The following is a 17,554-nucleotide window of genomic DNA, read 5'->3' on the forward strand; positions in this document are numbered from 1 at the left end:
CTGAGCGACCCTTTTTGTTGCAGCGAACCGAAATGGCTTACTGCGGCATGCCAGCGGGAATACCCAGCATGTAATGGGCGAGGAACTGATCGAGCGGCATTTTGTCGCCGTTCATCGTCACCTGACCGGTGGCATATTGCAGGCTGGTGACAATGTTGTCGTCCTGCTGGGTGGTCAGACGGAACATCTGGCCCATCGCGGCAAAACCTTTTACCTGCTGCTCAGCCAGCTTGTTGGCATCGGCTTCATTGTAACCCTGAGACATGCCGACGCGGCGCATCACTTCGGTGGCCATATCCATATTGATCACCAGCTTGCCATCCACGGTTTTCAGCACGCGATCCACGGCATCACCCAGCGTCTGCGGTTCGCCAGTCACGGTAGCCGGATCTTTGAAATTCACAGCAAAGTTAAGCGTGCTTTCGCCTTTGCTGTTTTTCCAGCTCAGCGGGGCGACGTTGACCACCGGGCTGCCTTTCAACAGCAGCGGCAGGTTATTCGCCAGCACCTGGCGTACGCCCAGCTGATAACGCAGCGGATCCTGCGCGATGCCCGGCTGGTTCATCAGCTGTTCCATCTGCGCGTTGTAGCTGGTCTGGAACGCCTTGAATGCGTCACCATCAAGCTGTGACAGTTTCAGCGTCAGCTTAGCCTGGCCGAAATCCTGATTCAGCAACATGATTTTGTCTGCGGCCAGATCGGTATCACCGGCGATCAGGTTATCTTTAGCATCAAACGCCGATTTCAGTTTCACGCCCTGTAACGCAAACGCATCCTGACCGTTGACGCTGGCGGTGAGTTTATCCAGCTTGAGGTTCTGATCGCCAATGCGCACGCCCTGCGCGGTCAGATGAGTGTTACCGGACATCTCCATACCGTTAAGGGTAAACAGCACCGGCTGGTCCATCTGGTTTTTACTGGTCACTGCCAGGCTGCCAATCGAGCTGTCGAAAGAGACTTTATCGCCTTTGCTGTCAGCGCTGATGTTGAACTGACCGCCGTTGGTGGCCAGGCGCTCGCCGCTCTGCGCGTTCTGGTAATCCACCGGCAGCATATTCACGGCGGTATCGGTCGCGCCACTGTAGCCAATACGCGTTTCAGCCTGCACCAGCGATTTGCCCTGGGTCAGCTCAAACAGGCGTTTTAGCGCTTCGGTGTTTTCCAGCTGGCTGTGTACCGACGCCATGCTGGGAATCAGGTTAAACTTTTTCAGCTGGGCAAAAGGAAAGGGGCCGTGATCGATATTTTCATTGAGCACGATGCTCTGGCCCGGGCGCAGAAAGGCGTTATCTTCGGTCTGTGAACTGGCCTGAATCACCACTTTGGCCTGGCTGCTGAACACGCCGCGCTGATAATCCTGATAGCTCACCTTGAGGCGGCTCAACGGGGCGATCTGATTCAGCTGGGCGTTGGCCTGCTGCACCAGCTCATCGCGATGATTTTCCAGCTGCTTGCCGGTGAACCAGGCGGCGCCTGTCCATACCACGCCGAGCGCAACGATCACGCCAACGGCTATTTTGCTTTTGTTCATGGATTCATCCTTTTACCGTGTCATTCGCCCGCTGGCTGCCGTTGGGCGAAGAAAAGCGCCCCAGGGGCGCTTAGTTAATTTCTTGAATAATAATAGCATTTGGCAGGCAGACAGTCAGCCGCCGTCAGCAATCATTATAGACCTGTGCCAGACGACCACTGCCGCTGACTGAAACGGGCCAGTGGTTGGCCGCTACGAAGCAGGATTCACCCGCTTTCAGCGTGATGTTGCCGTGCTGCGCGGTCAGCGTCGCCTCGCCTTCGATGCAGAACAGAATCGCTGCGCTGTGCAGGCTAACAGCCTGCGGCTGCGTGTTCAGCGTGTGAATCGCAAAGGCGAAATCGTCCACCGGAATCGGGAAATGCAGGCTGTTGCCCTGCGCCTGCGGCGTGGTCAACAGCGTCGTGGCCGGGCTGGCGCTGAACCTGACGTTGGCCAGCAGCTCGGGAATATCGATGAACTTGGGGGTCAGTCCGGCACGCAACACGTTATCGGAGTTAGCCATCACCTCCAGCGCCATACCGTGCAGGTAGGCGTGCGGCGTTTCCGCAAACAGAAACATCGCTTCGCCCGGCTGCAGCTCAATCACGTTGAGCAGCAGCGGCGAAAACAGGCCGCTGTCATCGGGATATTCGTCGTCGATAAAGGCGATCGCCTGCCACGGCTGACCCTGATGGTTAAGCAGCGCCGATTTCAGCACCGCCAGCGCGCGCGATTTTTCCTCATCGCGCAGCGACAGCAGGCGGGAGAACAGCTCAGCCAGATGCTTCTCGTTGGGCTGCTGCAAAAAATGGGCGATGGCAGGGTGCGCGCCCGCCACCGGCTGCAGCAGCGAAACCATCTCAGGCAGTTCGCGAAAGCCGTTCATCGCCAGGAACGGCGTCAGGGCATAAACCAGCTCCGGCTTGTGGTTGGCATCTTTGTAATTACGATGGGCGGCATCAATCGGCACGCCCTCGTGATCCTCTTTGGCAAAACCGGCTTCCGCGGCGGCTTTGCTCGGATGCACCTGAATCGACAGCGGCTTGTCGGCGCACAGCACCTTAAACAGAAAAGGCAGTTCGCCAAAACGTTTTGCCACGGTATCGCCCAGCATCGATGACCTGTCGTTATCGATCAGCGTGCGCAGCGACGTGGGCTGACCGTTGATTTCAACCTGCGACGGGCTCTTTGGATGGGCACCCATCCAGAGTTCCGCCACCGGCTGCTGCTGAGGATTGGCTATGCCGTAGCGTTTAGCCAGCGCCGTTTTGCTGCCCCATGCGTAATGTTGCAGCGTATTGATCATTTTTTGCATCACAACTCCCTCGTAACCGATTTTTCTGGCGTTATTAAAGCAGAAAGCCAGATGAAAAAACCTGACTAAATGCAATAAGGACGAGCGGCTCGCATAATGTTAAATTATTGTATGTAACACTCATGCCCGCCCGTGGGGCAGAGAATCAGGAACACCACCCTCAGACCGTACAAAAGGAGACGTAGTCATGGCAGCCAACCGCATTGAAAAAGATTCAATGGGCCCAATCGACGTACCGGATGATAAATTATGGGGCGCGCAAACCCAGCGTTCACTTGAGCATTTTCGTATCTCCACCGAGAAGATGCCGGTCGAACTGGTGCATGCGCTGGCGCTGACCAAGCGTGCTGCCGCAAAAGTAAACAGTGACCTGGGATTGTTACCGCAGGAGCGCGCCGAAGCGATTATTCAGGCCGCCGATGAAGTGCTGGCTAACCAGCATAAAGATGAGTTTCCGCTGGCGATCTGGCAGACCGGTTCCGGCACGCAAACCAACATGAACATGAATGAAGTCCTCGCTAACCGCGCCAGCGAAATTCTTGGCGGCGAGCGCGGCATGTCGCGGCTAGTGCATCCCAACGATGACGTTAACAAGAGCCAGAGCTCCAACGACGTTTTCCCGACCGCTATGCACGTTGCCGCGGTCATTGCGGTGCGCGAACATCTGATTCCGCAGCTGCAGGTGCTGAAGCAAACCCTGCACAGCAAGGCAGAGGCGTTCAAGGATATCGTGAAAATTGGCCGTACTCACCTGCAGGACGCCACGCCGCTGACCCTCGGCCAGGAGATTTCCGGCTGGGTCGCGATGCTCGAGCACAATCTCAAACATATCGAACAGAGCATTCCGCACGTTGCTGAGTTAGCGCTGGGCGGCACCGCAGTGGGCACCGGGCTGAACACCCATCCGGAATATGCGGTACGCGTGGCCAAAGAGCTGGCAGAGCTGACGAAACAGCCGTTTGTCACCGCACCGAACAAATTTGAAGCACTGGCCACCTGCGACGCGCTGGTGCATGGGCACGGTGCGCTGAAAGGACTGGCAGCCTCGCTGATGAAAATTGCCAACGATGTGCGCTGGCTTTCATCAGGCCCGCGCTGCGGCATTGGCGAAATTGCCATTCCCGAAAATGAGCCAGGCAGCTCAATCATGCCGGGTAAAGTCAACCCGACGCAGTGCGAAGCGTTGACCATGCTCTGCTGTCAGGTGATGGGTAACGATGTCGCGGTGAATATCGGCGGCGCCTCCGGTAACTTTGAACTGAACGTGTTCCGTCCAATGGTTATTCATAACTTCCTGCAATCCATTCGCCTGTTGGCTGACGGCATGGACAGCTTTAATCACCATTGCGCCGTGGGCATCGAACCTAATCACGACCGTATCAGCCAGCTGCTGAACGAATCGCTGATGCTGGTGACCGCGCTGAACACGCACATTGGCTACGATAAAGCGGCGGAAATCGCCAAGCAGGCGCATAAACAAGGCCTGACGCTGAAGGCCTCTGCCCTGAAGCTGGGCTATCTCAGCGAAGAGGAGTTCGACCGCTGGGTGCGTCCGGAAGAGATGGTTGGCAGCATGAAGCAGTAACGCTGATTCTGCTGATAATGGCGGCCTGCGGGCCGCCTTTTTTTATGCTAAAACGGTTGCTCACTGAAGAGGTAAAGCCGCGGAATCAGGCTGTATAGCGGAATCGACTGCGGTTTATGCCGATGCTGCACGTTGGCGGCATCGTAATCCAGCAGCTCGCCCGGTACCGGCACGCGGCTGCGATCCGGACAGAGGATCAGCAACGGAGAAGGGCAGGCAAACTGCGTCTGTTTTTGCTGGTCGGCATGCCAGATGCGGGCAATCGGCTGCACCTTGACCGGCCGTTTGATTTTCAGGCGCGCGGTTTTCGGCAGCGCCTTCACCAGCGCCAGCTCCTGTTGCACCTTCTCAGCCCACTGCTCTTTGCTCCACGGCGCCCGGGCGCGGCCCGCCTTCAGGCTTTTCTCCAGCTGAGTGATAATCTCATCGCGGCTAACGTTCTTAATGATGTGCTTGTTAGCCCAGCCAAAGCGCACGCTATCCGGCGCATCCAGCAGGGTGATGGTGCGATAGGCATTGAGCGTAATCAGGCCAGGAAAATGCTGGTGAACAAATTCAAAGCGCGCCTCAGAGGGCAGGCCAGCATCGACGGTAATCAGCTGCTCAAAGCGCGCCTTGAGTTGATTAATGCTGGCGACCTGCTGATGCAGCAGGGTGGCTGCCGGACCGCTGCTCTCAAAGCAGATTACACCGGGCAAGCGCACCGCGGCTTTGGTGCTGAGCTTCTCCGACTGCTGCTGCATGAACAGGCGGCAGTAGTGTTGCAGGGCGATATCGCGGGCCTTTTGCCCCAACTGCTGTTCGACGTGAATCTGCGTAATTTCCGCATGTTCGGTGCCTTTCTCTATCGGCGGCAGGGTAAATACCCGCGCCATGAGCAGCGGTAAATGCTGTAAATCGTCGCGCAGTGCGGCCAGCTCGGTTTCCAGCTGGCTCAGGCACTGACGCATATCTTCCACCAGATCGTAACGCGACATACGGATTCCTTAGTTACAACACACTAATAAGCACTATAGCAGAAGTAACGCGATCTATTAATAGTTACAACATACAAATTAATTATTATCATATGCAAACATCAGGCATCGTGCAACGTTTGGTCTGGCAGAAAAGAAGGCAGCAGGCAGCAACATCACCGCCTGCGTCGTGATTACAGCTTGCGTAATAGCAGTCGCCAGCCGGTAAACAGCGCCAGCAACAACAGGGCGCTGATAAACAAGGTAATGCCCATCCAGCCGTAGTTATGCCAGAACACACCCCCCAGGGTTCCGGCCACGCTGGAACCTACGTAATAGCTGAACAGATAAAGTGAGGAGGCCTGGCCTTTTGCACGACGTGCCCGGGCACCAATCCAGCCGCTCGCCACAGCATGCGCGGCAAAGAAGCCTGCGGCAAACAGCATCATGCCCACCAGAATCAGCCAGATTGAGGTGAATGCCGTAATCAACAGGCCACAAAACATGATCGCCGTGGCGCCGAGCATCACCGGGCCGCGGCCATATTTTGCGGTGAGCGCGCCTGCTTTTGGCGAACTCCATGAGCCGGTCAGATAGACCACCGAGAGCAGCCCAACCACAGCCTGGCTTAGCGACCAGGGCGCGTTGAGCAGACGATAACCGATGTAGTTAAACAGCGTCACAAACGCGCCCATTAACAGAAAACCTTCGGCAAACAGCAGCGGCAATCCCTGATCGCGCCAGTGCAGGCGGAAATTAATCAGCAGATTGCGCGGGCGCAGCGAAGCCGGGCGGAAATGGCGTGAAGCCGGTAATATCTTCCAGAACATCAACGCCGAGGCGAGGGCGAAGCAGCCAATCGCCATTACCGCCACGCGCCATGAGGAAAAGTCGGTGATCACGCCGCTAAGCAGGCGTCCGCTCATGCCGCCAATTGAATTGCCGCTGATGTAGAGGCCCATCGAAAAGGCGACCACGCTGGGGTGAATCTCTTCGCTCAGGTAGGTCATGCCTACCGCGGCCACGCCGCTCAGCGAGAGGCCAATCAGCGCGCGCATAATCAGGATGGCATGCCAGCTGGTCATCATCGCCGAAAGCAGGGTGAAAATCGCTGCCAGCAGCAGCGCCACCACCATCACAGATTTGCGGCCAACCGCATCGGACAGCGGCCCGGTAAACAGCAGACCTACAGCCATCAGGCCGGTAGAAATAGAGAGCGAAAAGCTGCTTTCGGCGGGCGATACGCCAAACTCCTGCGACAGCACCGGCAGAATCGGCTGCACGCAGTAGAGCAGGGCAAAAGTGGCGAGACCAGCGGAAAACAGCGCCAGCGTGACGCGCATAAATTGTGGCGTGCCGCGTTTAATGAACAGCGACGGCGATGGCGCGGCGGAGGTAGCGCGTTGACGAGGCAGGTCCGCAGTCGCGGAAGATCGGTTCACACCCGGTTCCTTACAGTGGCTGAATGAAACTGCACTCTAGGAAATTGGCATTGAGCTGTCTAATATATTAATAATCTCAAATGATATGTTTAAAATATGAATATCGAACTTCGTCATCTCCGTTATTTTGTCGCCGTCGCCGAAGAGCTACATTTTGGCCGCGCCGCGCTGCGCCTGAACATCTCACAACCGCCGCTCAGTCAGCAGATTCAAATCCTCGAGCGCGAGATCAACGCCACGCTGTTTGCCCGTACCAACCGCAGCGTCCAACTCACCGCCGCGGGGAAACAGTTTCTGCACGATGCGCGACAGATTCTGCAAAATGTTGAGGATGCCGCCGGGCTGGCCGCGCGGTTGCATCACGGCGATGAAGGCGAACTGCGCATCGGTTTCACCTCCTCGTCGCCATTTATCTCCTCGGTTTCGGCGGCGCTTTATCGGTTTCGTCAGCGCTATCCGCAGGTGCATCTGCAAATGCAGGAGATCAATACTCGTCAGCAGCTGGCACCGCTGAGCGATGGCCGCCTCGATCTCGGTATCATGCGCAATACGCCGTTACCAGAGCCGTTAAACTGGCAGCTGCTGCTGCGCGAGCCGCTTTACGCGCTGGTTCACCGTGAACATCCGCTGGCCCGCGCCGACAGCCTCTCTGTGGAAGCCTTGCGCCGCGAGCCGTTTGTCTTCTTCGATCCGCAGGTCGGCACCGCGCTTTACAGCGACATTCTCAGTCTGTTGCAGCGTTACGATATCGCGCCTTACATCACCCAGGAAGCGGGGGAAGCGATGACCATTATTGGGCTGGTTGCCACCGGACTTGGCGTGTCGATTCTGCCCGCCTCGTTTCAGCGAGTGCGCCTGATTGACGTGGTGTGGATCCCGCTGCAGGAAACCGACGCCATTACCGAAGTCTGGCTGGTATGGTCAAAACAGCGCGAACTGTCCGCCGCGGCCAAAAACATGCGGGCGCTGCTGCTGCAATATCCAGCGGAACAGGCAGGCGGCTGAGCTTTTGTGTGCAGTAAATCACATTCCGAATCAAATATTTGACGGCGAACTTTTACTGCTCCACCATACCTGCTGTTTATTTAGAAGCGCGAAAATAAGCGGGAGCAGGGTTGTGTTAACGGACAGTCAGCCTGGCCATATTGACCAGATCAAACAGACCAACGCAGGCGTGGTCTATCGTCTGATCGACAGATTTGGCCCGATATCCCGTATCGAGCTTTCCCGCCTTGCGCAGTTGGCGCCCGCCAGCATCACCAAAATCGTTCGTGAAATGCTGGAAGCCCATCTGGTGCAGGAGACGGAGTTTCAGGATCCCGGCAGCCGCGGACGTCCGGCGGTAGGACTGATTCTTGATACCATCGCCTGGCACTTTCTCGCCGCCCGCATTCATCAGGGAAAGCTCACGCTGGCGCTGCGCGACCTCAGCAGCAAACTGGTGCTTGAAGAGCAGGTCGCGCTGGAAACGGCGAGCAGTGAGCCGCTGCTGTCCCGCATCATTCAGCAAATCGACGCCTTTTTCATTCGCCATCAGAAGAAGCTGGAGCGACTAACGGCGATTGCCATTACGCTGCCCGGCATTGTCGATACGCGCGCTGGCGTGGTGCATCGTATGCCGTGGTATGACGTCACCGACATGGCACTGGGCGACGCGCTGGAGCAGCGTACCGGTCTGCCGGTCTATATTCAGCATGATATTCCCGCCTGGACCTTAGCGGAGTCGCTGTTTGGCGATGCGCAGGAGGCGAAGGATGTCATTCAGGTGGTGATTGACGACAACGTCGGCGCCGGCATCATCACCCATGGTCAGTTGCTGCATCGTGGCAGCAGCGCGCTGGTTGAGATTGGTCACACCCAGGTCGATCCCTGGGGCGGCGCCTGTTACTGCGGCAATCACGGCTGTCTGGAAACGGTTGCCAGCATTACCAGCCTGTTAGCCCTAACCCAACAGCGGCTGCAGGCGATGCCGGGTAGTACGCTGCATCATCAACCGTTAACCATTGAAAGCCTGTGCGATGCTGCACTCACCGGTGACTCGCTGGCGCGCGACGTGATCACCGGCGTAGGCGGGCACATTGGCCGCACGCTGGCGCTGATGGTCAATATCTTTGCCCCGCAAAAAATTCTGATCGGCTCACCGCTCAACCGCGCCGCCGATATTCTCTATCCGGCGATGCTTACCGCCATTCGCCAGCAGGCGCTGCCCGCCTATAGCCAGAGCCTGACGCTCGGGCCGACCCGCTATCACGATGCCGGTACCATGCCCGGTGCCGCGTTGGTCAAAGATGCGATGTACAGCGGCACACTGTTAGTGAAACTGTTACAGGGCTAATCAATCTCGATAAAGCTTGCGTTAGCGCAAGCTCAACCACCAGCCGCTTACATACACTTTCCCCTCACCGTGCACCGCACCTGTCAACCAGGGGGAATCACCTGATGAATTGTTTGTTTGTCACCGGAACCGATACAGCGGTTGGGAAAACCGTTGTCAGCAGGGCGCTGCTGCAAAAATTCGCCGCCAGCTGGCCGCGCGTGGTGGGCTACAAACCCGTGGCCAAGGGCAGCAAGCTGACCGATGAAGGATGGCGCAATAAAGACGCGCTGGTGCTGCAAAGCGCGTCTTCCGTCGCGTTACCCTACGAAAAAATTAATCCCTTTCCGCTCCCGGAAGAGGAGATCAGCGCGCATCAGTCTGCCCGCATCGATTTCCAGCAGCTCACCGCCGGACTGGCAACGTTACAGCAGCAGGCTGACGTGGTGGTGGTGGAGGGTACCGGCGGCTGGCGCAGCCTGATGAGCGACCGGCAACCGCTTTCCAGCTGGGTAATCGCACAGAATATACCGGTGGTGCTGGTGATAGGTATCAAACCGGGCTGCATCAGCCATGCGCTACTGACCGCCGAAGCGATCACCGGCGACGGCCTGCCGCTGATTGGCTGGGTCGCCAACCGTATTAACCCGTGTTTACCGCACTATGCCGAGATGATCGCCGTGCTGCAGGAGCGCATTGCTGCGCCGATGCTGGGCGAGATCCCCTATCTGCCACGCGCCGAGCAGCGCGATCTGGCGGATTACCTCGATCTGTCACCGTTACAACTGGCAGCAACCGCCTGAAAAAAAGGCTGGCGCATTGGCCAGCCTTCTCGTTTACGGGTTCAGCTTACGTCGCGTGCGTCCGGAGCTGAGATAATCGGCAATGTAATCCTGCGAGATTTCTCCGCTATAGCGACCCTCTTCGTCAACAATCGGCATCCACACCAGATTGTGCTCATACAATTTGGACAGCACCACGCGCAGGTTCTCCTCCGCTTTGCCGGTCACGCTGAAGTGATGCAGACGATCCTCACAGTTGCCGCTGACCCCACGCGCCTCGCGACGCTTCACAAAGCCCAGCGGCTTACCGTCGTTGTCCACCACGGTGATCGAGCGCATATCATTCTCATCCATCATGCCAAAGGCGTCGGCCAGCGGCGTGGTTCGGCGCACGGTAATGGTCGGCTGTTGATCGGTAACGTCGCCAGCCTGCACCAGCAACAGGCGTTTCAGGGTGCGATCCTGACCGACAAAGGATCCAACAAATTCATTGGCCGGTTTGGCTAAAAGCTCATCCGGGCTGGCGCACTGCACAATTTTGCCCTGACCAAACACTGCGATGCGGTCGCCCAGCTTCAGCGCCTCATCGATGTCGTGGCTCACCAGCATCACCGTTTTCTTTAACTGGCGCTGCATATCGAGAAACTCATTCTGAATCACTTCGCGGTTGATCGGGTCAACGGCGCCAAAGGGCTCATCCATCAGCAGCACTGGCGGGTCCGCCGCCAGCGCACGGATAACGCCGATGCGCTGCTGCTGACCGCCGGACATTTCACGCGGATAGCGGTGCAGGAAGGTTTTTGGCTCCAGCGCGACCATGCTCATCAGTTCGGTGGCGCGGGCGTGACAGCGCTTTTTATCCCAGCCCAGCATGCGCGGCACCACGGTGATGTTCTCTTCGATGGTCATGTTGGGAAACAGGCCTATCTGCTGAATGACGTAGCCGATGTTGCGCCGCAGCGTCACCGTGTCCTGGGTGCTGGTATCTTCACCGTTGATCAGGATCCGGCCGCTGCTGGCGGGGATCAGGCGGTTGATCATTTTCAGCGTGGTGCTTTTGCCGCAGCCGGATGGGCCGAGCAGCACGCACATTTCGCCTTCCGGCACGTTCAGGCTGACATTATCCACCGCATTTATCGCGGTGCCGTTTTTCTGGGTAAAGGTTTTCGTCAGGTTTTCCAGCGTAATCATTATCGAATTCCCCGGGGAGTCAGCGCCAGCTGCAGGCGGTGCAGCAGCCAGTCAAGAATAATAGCCAGCAGACAGATCATCAGCGCACCAGCAATCAACATACGAATATCACTGCCGCTGATGCCGTCCAGCAGCAGCAGGCCGAGGCCACCGGCGCCAATCACTGCGGCGATCGCCATCACGCCAACGTTCATCACTACGGCGGTGCGAATGCCGCCAAAAATCACCGGCAGCGCCATCGGAATTTCCACCCAGCGCAGGCGCTGCCAGAAGGTCATGCCGATGCCGCGACCCGCTTCACGCAGGCCCGGCGGGATGTTTTCCAGTGCAGTGTGGGTATTACGCACGATGGGCAGCAGCGAATAGAGAAACACGGCGGTAATCGCTGGCAGCACGCCAATGCCCTGGCCAATTAATGAAAACAGCGGAATCATCAGGCCAAACAGGGCGATAGACGGGATGGTCAGCACGATGGTGGCGATGCCGAGCACCGGCGTCGCCAGCCATTTGAAGCGCACGATCAGCACGCCCAGCGGCACGCCCACCAGAATGGCGCAGCCCACCGCCAGACCCACCAGCCAGAGATGCTGTACGCTCAGCGTCAGCAAATAGGGCCAGTTATCAACAATATAATGCAGGGTATCCACGGTGCCTCCTTAAAGCAGGTTCTTGGATTTCAGGAAGTCGCGTGCGACCTGCTGAGGAGATTGATGATCGATATCGACGCGCTTGTTCATCTCGGTAATCGCGTCATCGGTGATGAACGGCGTCAGCGTGTTCAGCGCCTCTGCCAGCCCTGGATGCGCATCAAGCACATCCTGGCGTAACACCGGCGTGACGTTGTAACCAGGAAAGAACTGCTTGTCATCTTTCAACACCCGTAAATCAAATCCCTTTACCCGGCCATCGGTGGTGTAAACCAGTCCGGCATCGACAAAACCTTCACGAATGGCATCATAAACCAGCCCCGGATCCATCTGTCTGATCTGCGGACGATCCAGCGGCATGTTGTAGGTCTGCTGTAGCGGCTTCAGCCCGTCAGAACGGCCTGCAAACTCTAAGTCGAGCCCGAGCATCCAGTTGTGGTCGGGATCCTGTTGGCGCACCTGCTCAATCTTCGCCGCCAGCTGCGACAGGGTGCTGATGTGCTCTTTCTCTGCCCGCTCACGCTTCATGGCAAAGGCGTAGGTGTTGTTCATCGGCGCTGGATTCAGCCAGATCAGGCCCAGCTTCGCGTCCAGCTTTTTCACCGTGTCGTAGGCTTCTTCGGTGGTCATCGGCTTTTTGATGTGGTTGAAAATGATCAGCGAGGTCCCGGTGTATTCCCACATCATGTCGATCTGCTTATTGAGCATGGCGTTGCGGCTGATGGTGGTGGCGAGATTGGTTTTTGGCACCACCTGAAAGCCTTTTTTCTCCAGGTAAAGCACGCTCAGCGCGGAAAGAATGTGCTGCTCGGTAAAGCTCTTGGTTGCCATCACAATGGGCGTGGCGGCGTGCGCCACGGTGCTCATGGCCAGCGTGGCGCTCAGCGCCAGTGCTGTACCGCGTAGCCAGGTAGAAAACATCTTCATCATTTCTCCAGGGCCGGTTCAGGCGGCAGTGTGGGGGCTTAACCAGCGGCCTAAACCCGCCAGCAGCATATCGAGGATCAGGGCGAACAGCGCCGTGGCCACCGCGCCAAGGATCAGCGTCGGAAAGTCGTTCAGGTAGATGCCGGGAAAAATCAGTTCGCCGTAGCTGCTGGCGCCGATCAAAAAGGCCAGCGGCGCGGTACCGACGTTGATGGCGGTGGCGACCCGCACGCCGGAAAGGATCACCGGCAGCGCGTTGGGCAGCTCAACCTGGCGCAGACGCTGCGCTTTGGTCATGCCGATGCCGTTTGCTGCCTCAAGCAGCGAGGGCGGCACGGCGCAGAGTCCGGCATAGGTGTTGCGCACGATCGGCAGCAGCGACGCAAGAAACAACGCAATGATCGCCGGCCGATCGCCGATGCCAATTGCCACCATAGCCAGCGCCAGCACCGCCAGCGGTGGCAGGGTGTTGCCGACATTAAAGATCTGCATGACATATTCTGCCCAGCGACGGGCAAACGGGCGGCTCAGCAGAATGCCGCTGGGAATGCCGACCAGCAGGGCAAACAGCATCGACCAGAACACCAGGAACATGTGCTGCTTACCGAGATAAATCAGATCGACCTGGCGCGCCCTGAGCGTATCCAGGCCGAGGCCCCAGACCACCAGCGCGATAATAACAACGACAGCCAGCACGGCCAGCAGCGCGCGCCGACCCAGTGAAGCACTGTGCATGATAGATATTCTCCCTGGTACAGGTTGGGCATCGCTTCCGGGAGAGAAGCATCAGCCCTTGTTATGATGACGTGGCGACAAACGGGCAGAAGCGGTCATAAGGCATAACGTCTGTCGCTACATTTGCTAAACTCATGACTTCGCAGCAAATTTCATTCGAGTGCCGGAAAAGTCCTGGTTATCTATAGCAGCGGTACGCGCAGGTTGCTACTTTTGCGTAACTATTTCATGACGTCAGAAATGACAAAAAACCGGCGTAGCCCGCGTCAAAACTGGCTATTCTGGACGTAGCGATAAAAACGTACCGCCTTGGTGACAACGTCACAACTTGCGCGTTATTCACCGGTTTAGCAGATAAAACCGTCCTCGCCGCGGCGCGTTGCGCCAGCCTTAAGGAAAAAACAACAGGGAACTTATGACCGATACCGCTTTTTCACCGCCGCGTCGCCGCCCACTGATCCTCATCGCCTGCATGTTAGCGATGTTTATGGCGGCCATTGAGGTGACCATTATTGCCACCGCGATGCCGACCATTATTGCTTCGCTGGGCGGCTTCAGCTATTTCGGCTGGGTGTTTTCCGTTTACCTGCTGACGCAGGCGATCAGCGTGCCGATCTATGGCCGGCTGGCGGATCTTTGGGGACGGAAATCGGTATTATTTACCGGCATCAGCCTGTTTTTACTGGGATCGGTATTATGTGGGTTTGCGCACGGCATGGTGTGGCTGGTGCTGTTTCGGGCGATTCAGGGACTGGGCGCTGGCGCCATTATGCCGCTCACGTCCACCATCGTGGCTGACATTTATTCGCCGCGCGAACGGGCAGGCATCCAGGGCTGGCTCTCCAGCGTCTGGGGCGTGGCCGCCATCGTCGGGCCGCTGACCGGGGCCTGGCTGGTACAACATTTCCACTGGGCTGCGGTATTCTGGGTCAACGTGCCGATCGGCATTGTGGCAATGCTGATGCTGGCGCGCTGGTTACCGGCGCATCCCACCGCGGCGCGTGAGCGGCTCAATCTTACTGGCAGCGGCTGGCTGGCGATCTGTATCAGCGCGCTGCTGATTGCGCTGCTGCAGGGCGAAATGCTCGGCTACTGGCTGCTGGCGTTTTTGCTGCTGGCGCTGGTCGCGGGCTACTTTTTGCAGCGCCATGAGCGGCGGGCGGCGAATCCACTGTTTCCGCTGGCGATCTGGCGTAACAAGGTGATCATCGCGGGCAATATGGGCAACATTATCCTGGGCGCCTCAATGATGGGCATCAGCGCCTTTTTGCCGACGTGGATTCAGGGTATTAATAACGGTTCGCCGCTGCAGGCGGGCAGCGCGCTGGCGATGATGTCAATTGGCTGGCCGCTGGCCAGTACATTGAGCGGCCACCTGATGCTGCGCACCTCCTACCGGTTTACCGCGCAGCTTGGCGCTTTGCTGCTGGTTGCGGGCAGCGCCATGCTGTTGTTGCTACACGCGCAGAGCCCCATCTGGCAGGCAGGGCTGTCAGCCTTTGTGGTTGGCACCGGCATGGGCATGACCAGCACCACCTTTTTGATTTCCGTGCAGAACAGCGCCGACTATCAGATCCGCGGCATCTGCACCGCCTCGATCATGTTCAGCCGCCTGCTCGGTTCGGCACTGGGCACGGCACTGATGGGCGCGGTACTGAACTGGAATTTGATGCACCGTCTGCCGGATAGCCACGAGCCAGTACAGCTGCTGATGTCCGATGAACGGCACACGCTTTCCAGCGATAGCCTGGCGCATCTGGTGAGTGAGATTGCCCGATCGCTGCACTGGGTATTTGTGGCAGCCCTGTTAATTGCGTTTACCAGCCTGTGGGTGGCGCGCAGAATGCCAAAAGCGCGGCCTGATTAAGCCGATCGGTGTGGGAGAGAGTGAATAAAAGAAGAAAGCCGCATCGATGATGCGGCCGCACGGCAAAAATCAGGGTGAAGGGGCATCCTGCGCGCTGCCCGCATTGGCAGGTACGCGGGCGTCATCGCCGCCATTTTTCTGGTAGACGATTTTCTGACTGTCGTTTTCACAATGCCCGACGACCTGGCCAGCGGTTTGATTTGCCTGATCGTTTGGCACGATCTCCAGCGTAAATGCCGACTCCGGCAGGCCGTTGGCAACGATTTTCTGAGAAATATCCGCTTTCACCGTTTCGCAGGAGGCCTGTGCCAGCATCGGCAGGGCAGCAACCACGGCAGTCACACACCACAGCACTTTTTTCATTTACTCTTCCTTTTTAATGAACCCAGCTTAACTATAGCAGCAGCTGGGCTTACGGCAGTACCGGACGGCCGGTGCGGCGATCCAGACAGCGCAGCGTATTCGGTTCCCAGTAGGCGTTCAGGTTATAGCTGGTTTCGCAGGAGTCGCGGGTATCAAAGGCGCGATCGGCTTTATCGAACTCTTTCTCTTCGCGGCTGAACACTTTTTTACGCAGCATGCGCGTATCGTTGAACACTTCTTTGCTCTGGCGGGCACTTTCATTGCCCACGGCGCTGTTGCCATTTTCGATAATCAGGCGGTCCGTCTTCGCCTGCGCGGCGGGCAGCGCCAGCATCAGCGCCACGGCGCAGAGAATGGATGAAGAAAAACGGATAAATTTCATAGCAGATCCCTCGGGTTATCGCCGTATGGCGCGCTGTAGACAGCAACCACTTTAGTATATCATCGCCGCTTATTTCCTCACCAGCGGGCAGCCGCCTGTTTGCGATCCTGAGAGCCGACGTTGATGTTTATCAAAACCACTTTGCTGTTTTTTATCACCGCACTGGCGGAAATTATCGGCTGCTTTCTGCCGTGGCTGTGGCTGCGTAAAGGCGGCAGCATCTGGCTGCTGTTACCGGCGACGCTCAGCCTGGCATTGTTTGTCTGGCTGCTAACGCTGCATCCGGCAGCCAGCGGACGGGTTTATGCGGCGTACGGCGGGGTTTATGTGCTGACCGCACTGCTGTGGTTGCGCGTGGTGGATGGCGTCAGGCTGACGCTGTTTGACTGGACCGGCGCGCTGGTGGCGCTGTGCGGCATGTTGATTATCGTGGCGGGCTGGGGAAAAGCCTGAGGAGCGACTCCTCAGGCGGGACATTAGCCTTTATTGATCTTCAGACCGGCGGTGGTCTGGCTTACCGGCATCATCTCCAGGCTGTTAATATTGACATGCGCTGGCAGCGTGGCCACCCAGAACACCGCGTCGGTCACATCTTCCGGCGACAGCGCGGTGGTGTCGGCATAGACCTGGCCCGCTTTGTTGTCGTCGCCCTTGAAACGCACGTTGGAAAACTCGGTGCCGCCTACCAGACCTGGCTCAATATTGGTAACGCGCAGGGCGGTGCCGTGCAGGTCGGTGCGTAAATTGAGGCTGAACTGACGCACAAACGCCTTGGTAGCACCATAAACATTGCCGCCAGCGTAAGGCCAGTTACCGGCAACCGAACCAATATTGATAATGTGCCCGATGTTACGCGCCACCATTGCGGGCAGCACCGCATGGGTCATGTACACCAGACCTTTATTATTGGTATCGATCATGTTTTCCCAGTCTTCGACGCTGGCCTTTTGCGCCGGTTCAATGCCCAGCGCCAGGCCGGCATTGTTCACCAGCACGTCAATATCACGCCATTCCGCTGGCAGCGAGGCGATCGCCTGTTCGATATCCGCGCGATTGCGCACGTCCAGCTGCAGCGGCAGCAGGTTATCGCCATATTCCGCCTGCAGCGCCTGTAAACGTTCAGCACGACGGCCGGTAGCGATAACTTTATGACCCGTTTCAATAAAGCGGCGGGTGATACTTTGACCAAAACCGGCGGTGGCACCGGTAACAAAAATAATCATCTCACTGTTCCTCAACGGATTTTCGACTCAAATTACCTTAGCACCTGATGGCGAAGCTGAATAGCGTTGCGCCTTATTTGCTGAAAATCGCCTGTCAGGCACTTTTCTGGTGCAGTACTGCGCCGCAATGGGGCAGCGCGGGTTAACCCGAAAACCGGCCTGTTTCTGCCGGTAAAACCGATAATTTTGCAGGCAAACGGTTGCCAGCGTTAGCAACCGATTGCGCATTCGGTTGCCAGGTATTCCTGCCCGGGCTTTGCCAGACTGAGATAACTTGTTGAAATCGATGAAAATCATTTCTTCCTCTGGCAC

18 protein-coding genes are annotated in these 17,554 nt (G+C 57.5%); 6 read left to right on the plus strand and 12 right to left on the minus strand.

What is annotated here, in order from left to right; all coding sequences use genetic code 11:
- Window positions 1-37: 37 nt before the first annotated feature.
- The gene (locus ACJY2L_RS00365) at window positions 38-1,531 is read right to left on the minus strand and encodes a YdgA family protein (RefSeq protein WP_439212010.1); all 1,494 of its coding nucleotides are present in this window, start codon (window positions 1,529-1,531) and stop codon (window positions 38-40) included.
- A gap of 124 nt (window positions 1,532-1,655) precedes the next feature.
- Window positions 1,656-2,828: a mannose-6-phosphate isomerase gene (gene manA / locus ACJY2L_RS00370; RefSeq protein WP_439212011.1), complete on the minus strand. Its 1,173-nt coding sequence runs from the start codon at window positions 2,826-2,828 to the stop codon at window positions 1,656-1,658.
- A 187-nt stretch (window positions 2,829-3,015) separates the two neighbouring features.
- Between manA and fumC the strand changes: the two genes are divergently transcribed.
- Entirely contained in the window at window positions 3,016-4,413 is a 1,398-nt protein-coding gene (fumC, locus tag ACJY2L_RS00375; RefSeq protein WP_209502136.1) for a class II fumarate hydratase, read from the plus strand.
- A gap of 47 nt (window positions 4,414-4,460) precedes the next feature.
- Here fumC and tus read toward each other — a convergent pair whose 3' ends face one another.
- Complete coding sequence (gene tus / locus ACJY2L_RS00380; protein ID WP_225701705.1) at window positions 4,461-5,390, minus strand: DNA replication terminus site-binding protein; 930 nt, start codon at window positions 5,388-5,390, stop codon at window positions 4,461-4,463.
- 173 nt (window positions 5,391-5,563) lie between these two features.
- Window positions 5,564-6,811 carry an MFS transporter gene (locus ACJY2L_RS00385; protein ID WP_439212012.1) on the minus strand — a complete coding sequence of 416 codons (1,248 nt, stop codon included), beginning with the start codon at window positions 6,809-6,811 and terminating at the stop codon, window positions 5,564-5,566.
- Between the two features lie 96 nt (window positions 6,812-6,907).
- Here ACJY2L_RS00385 and ACJY2L_RS00390 point away from each other — a divergent pair, with 96 nt between their 5' ends.
- From ACJY2L_RS00390 to bioD, 3 genes are all read left to right on the plus strand, one after another.
- A complete protein-coding gene (locus ACJY2L_RS00390) occupies window positions 6,908-7,816 on the plus strand; it encodes a LysR family transcriptional regulator (protein ID WP_067430451.1) in 909 nt (302 codons plus the stop codon).
- A gap of 112 nt (window positions 7,817-7,928) precedes the next feature.
- Entirely contained in the window at window positions 7,929-9,146 is a 1,218-nt protein-coding gene (gene mlc, locus ACJY2L_RS00395) for a sugar metabolism global transcriptional regulator Mlc (protein ID WP_439212013.1), read from the plus strand.
- 104 nt (window positions 9,147-9,250) lie between these two features.
- A complete protein-coding gene (gene bioD, locus ACJY2L_RS00400) occupies window positions 9,251-9,928 on the plus strand; it encodes a dethiobiotin synthase (RefSeq protein ID WP_187485928.1) in 678 nt (225 codons plus the stop codon).
- 33 nt (window positions 9,929-9,961) lie between these two features.
- On the opposite strand, the gene osmV is transcribed toward bioD, so the two are convergent.
- The 4 genes from osmV to ACJY2L_RS00420 are packed head-to-tail and all read right to left on the minus strand — an operon-like array spanning window position 9,962 to window position 13,407.
- Window positions 9,962-11,098 (minus strand): osmoprotectant ABC transporter ATP-binding protein OsmV, encoded by a 1,137-nt coding sequence (osmV, locus tag ACJY2L_RS00405; protein WP_067430463.1) that lies wholly within the window; start codon window positions 11,096-11,098, stop codon window positions 9,962-9,964.
- Window positions 11,098-11,745 (minus strand): osmoprotectant ABC transporter permease OsmW, encoded by a 648-nt coding sequence (gene osmW / locus ACJY2L_RS00410; protein WP_067430466.1) that lies wholly within the window; start codon window positions 11,743-11,745, stop codon window positions 11,098-11,100. Before osmW ends, osmV begins: the two co-directional genes overlap by 1 nt.
- 9 nt (window positions 11,746-11,754) lie before the next feature.
- Window positions 11,755-12,672, minus strand: a complete 918-nt coding sequence (locus ACJY2L_RS00415) for a glycine betaine ABC transporter substrate-binding protein (RefSeq protein WP_419470726.1) — start codon at window positions 12,670-12,672, stop codon at window positions 11,755-11,757.
- A gap of 18 nt (window positions 12,673-12,690) precedes the next feature.
- Window positions 12,691-13,407, minus strand: a complete 717-nt coding sequence (locus ACJY2L_RS00420) for an ABC transporter permease (RefSeq protein WP_067430469.1) — start codon at window positions 13,405-13,407, stop codon at window positions 12,691-12,693.
- A gap of 415 nt (window positions 13,408-13,822) precedes the next feature.
- Between ACJY2L_RS00420 and ACJY2L_RS00425 the strand changes: the two genes are divergently transcribed.
- Window positions 13,823-15,274 carry an MDR family MFS transporter gene (locus ACJY2L_RS00425; RefSeq protein WP_067430472.1) on the plus strand — a complete coding sequence of 484 codons (1,452 nt, stop codon included), beginning with the start codon at window positions 13,823-13,825 and terminating at the stop codon, window positions 15,272-15,274.
- 69 nt (window positions 15,275-15,343) lie between these two features.
- On the opposite strand, the gene ACJY2L_RS00430 is transcribed toward ACJY2L_RS00425, so the two are convergent.
- Together ACJY2L_RS00430 and ACJY2L_RS00435 are read right to left on the minus strand one after the other, a co-directional pair.
- Window positions 15,344-15,637 (minus strand): DUF1161 domain-containing protein, encoded by a 294-nt coding sequence (locus ACJY2L_RS00430; protein ID WP_067430475.1) that lies wholly within the window; start codon window positions 15,635-15,637, stop codon window positions 15,344-15,346.
- A 49-nt stretch (window positions 15,638-15,686) separates the two neighbouring features.
- The gene (locus tag ACJY2L_RS00435) at window positions 15,687-16,019 is read right to left on the minus strand and encodes a DUF1283 family protein (RefSeq protein ID WP_439212014.1); all 333 of its coding nucleotides are present in this window, start codon (window positions 16,017-16,019) and stop codon (window positions 15,687-15,689) included.
- Between the two features lie 123 nt (window positions 16,020-16,142).
- Between ACJY2L_RS00435 and ACJY2L_RS00440 the strand changes: the two genes are divergently transcribed.
- Entirely contained in the window at window positions 16,143-16,472 is a 330-nt protein-coding gene (locus tag ACJY2L_RS00440) for a YnfA family protein (protein WP_067430480.1), read from the plus strand.
- A 23-nt stretch (window positions 16,473-16,495) separates the two neighbouring features.
- Here ACJY2L_RS00440 and ydfG read toward each other — a convergent pair whose 3' ends face one another.
- Both ydfG and ACJY2L_RS00450 read right to left on the minus strand, forming a co-directional pair.
- Window positions 16,496-17,242: a bifunctional NADP-dependent 3-hydroxy acid dehydrogenase/3-hydroxypropionate dehydrogenase YdfG gene (ydfG, locus tag ACJY2L_RS00445; protein ID WP_067430483.1), complete on the minus strand. Its 747-nt coding sequence runs from the start codon at window positions 17,240-17,242 to the stop codon at window positions 16,496-16,498.
- 27 nt (window positions 17,243-17,269) lie between these two features.
- On the minus strand, window positions 17,270-17,539 hold the full coding sequence (locus ACJY2L_RS00450) for a hypothetical protein (protein ID WP_439212015.1): 270 nt from the start codon (window positions 17,537-17,539) through the stop codon (window positions 17,270-17,272).
- Between the last annotated feature and the right edge of the window lie 15 nt (window positions 17,540-17,554).

It is taken from the genome of Duffyella sp. Ts4 (assembly GCF_051851875.1).
GTDB lineage: Bacteria > Pseudomonadota > Gammaproteobacteria > Enterobacterales > Enterobacteriaceae > Duffyella > Duffyella gerundensis.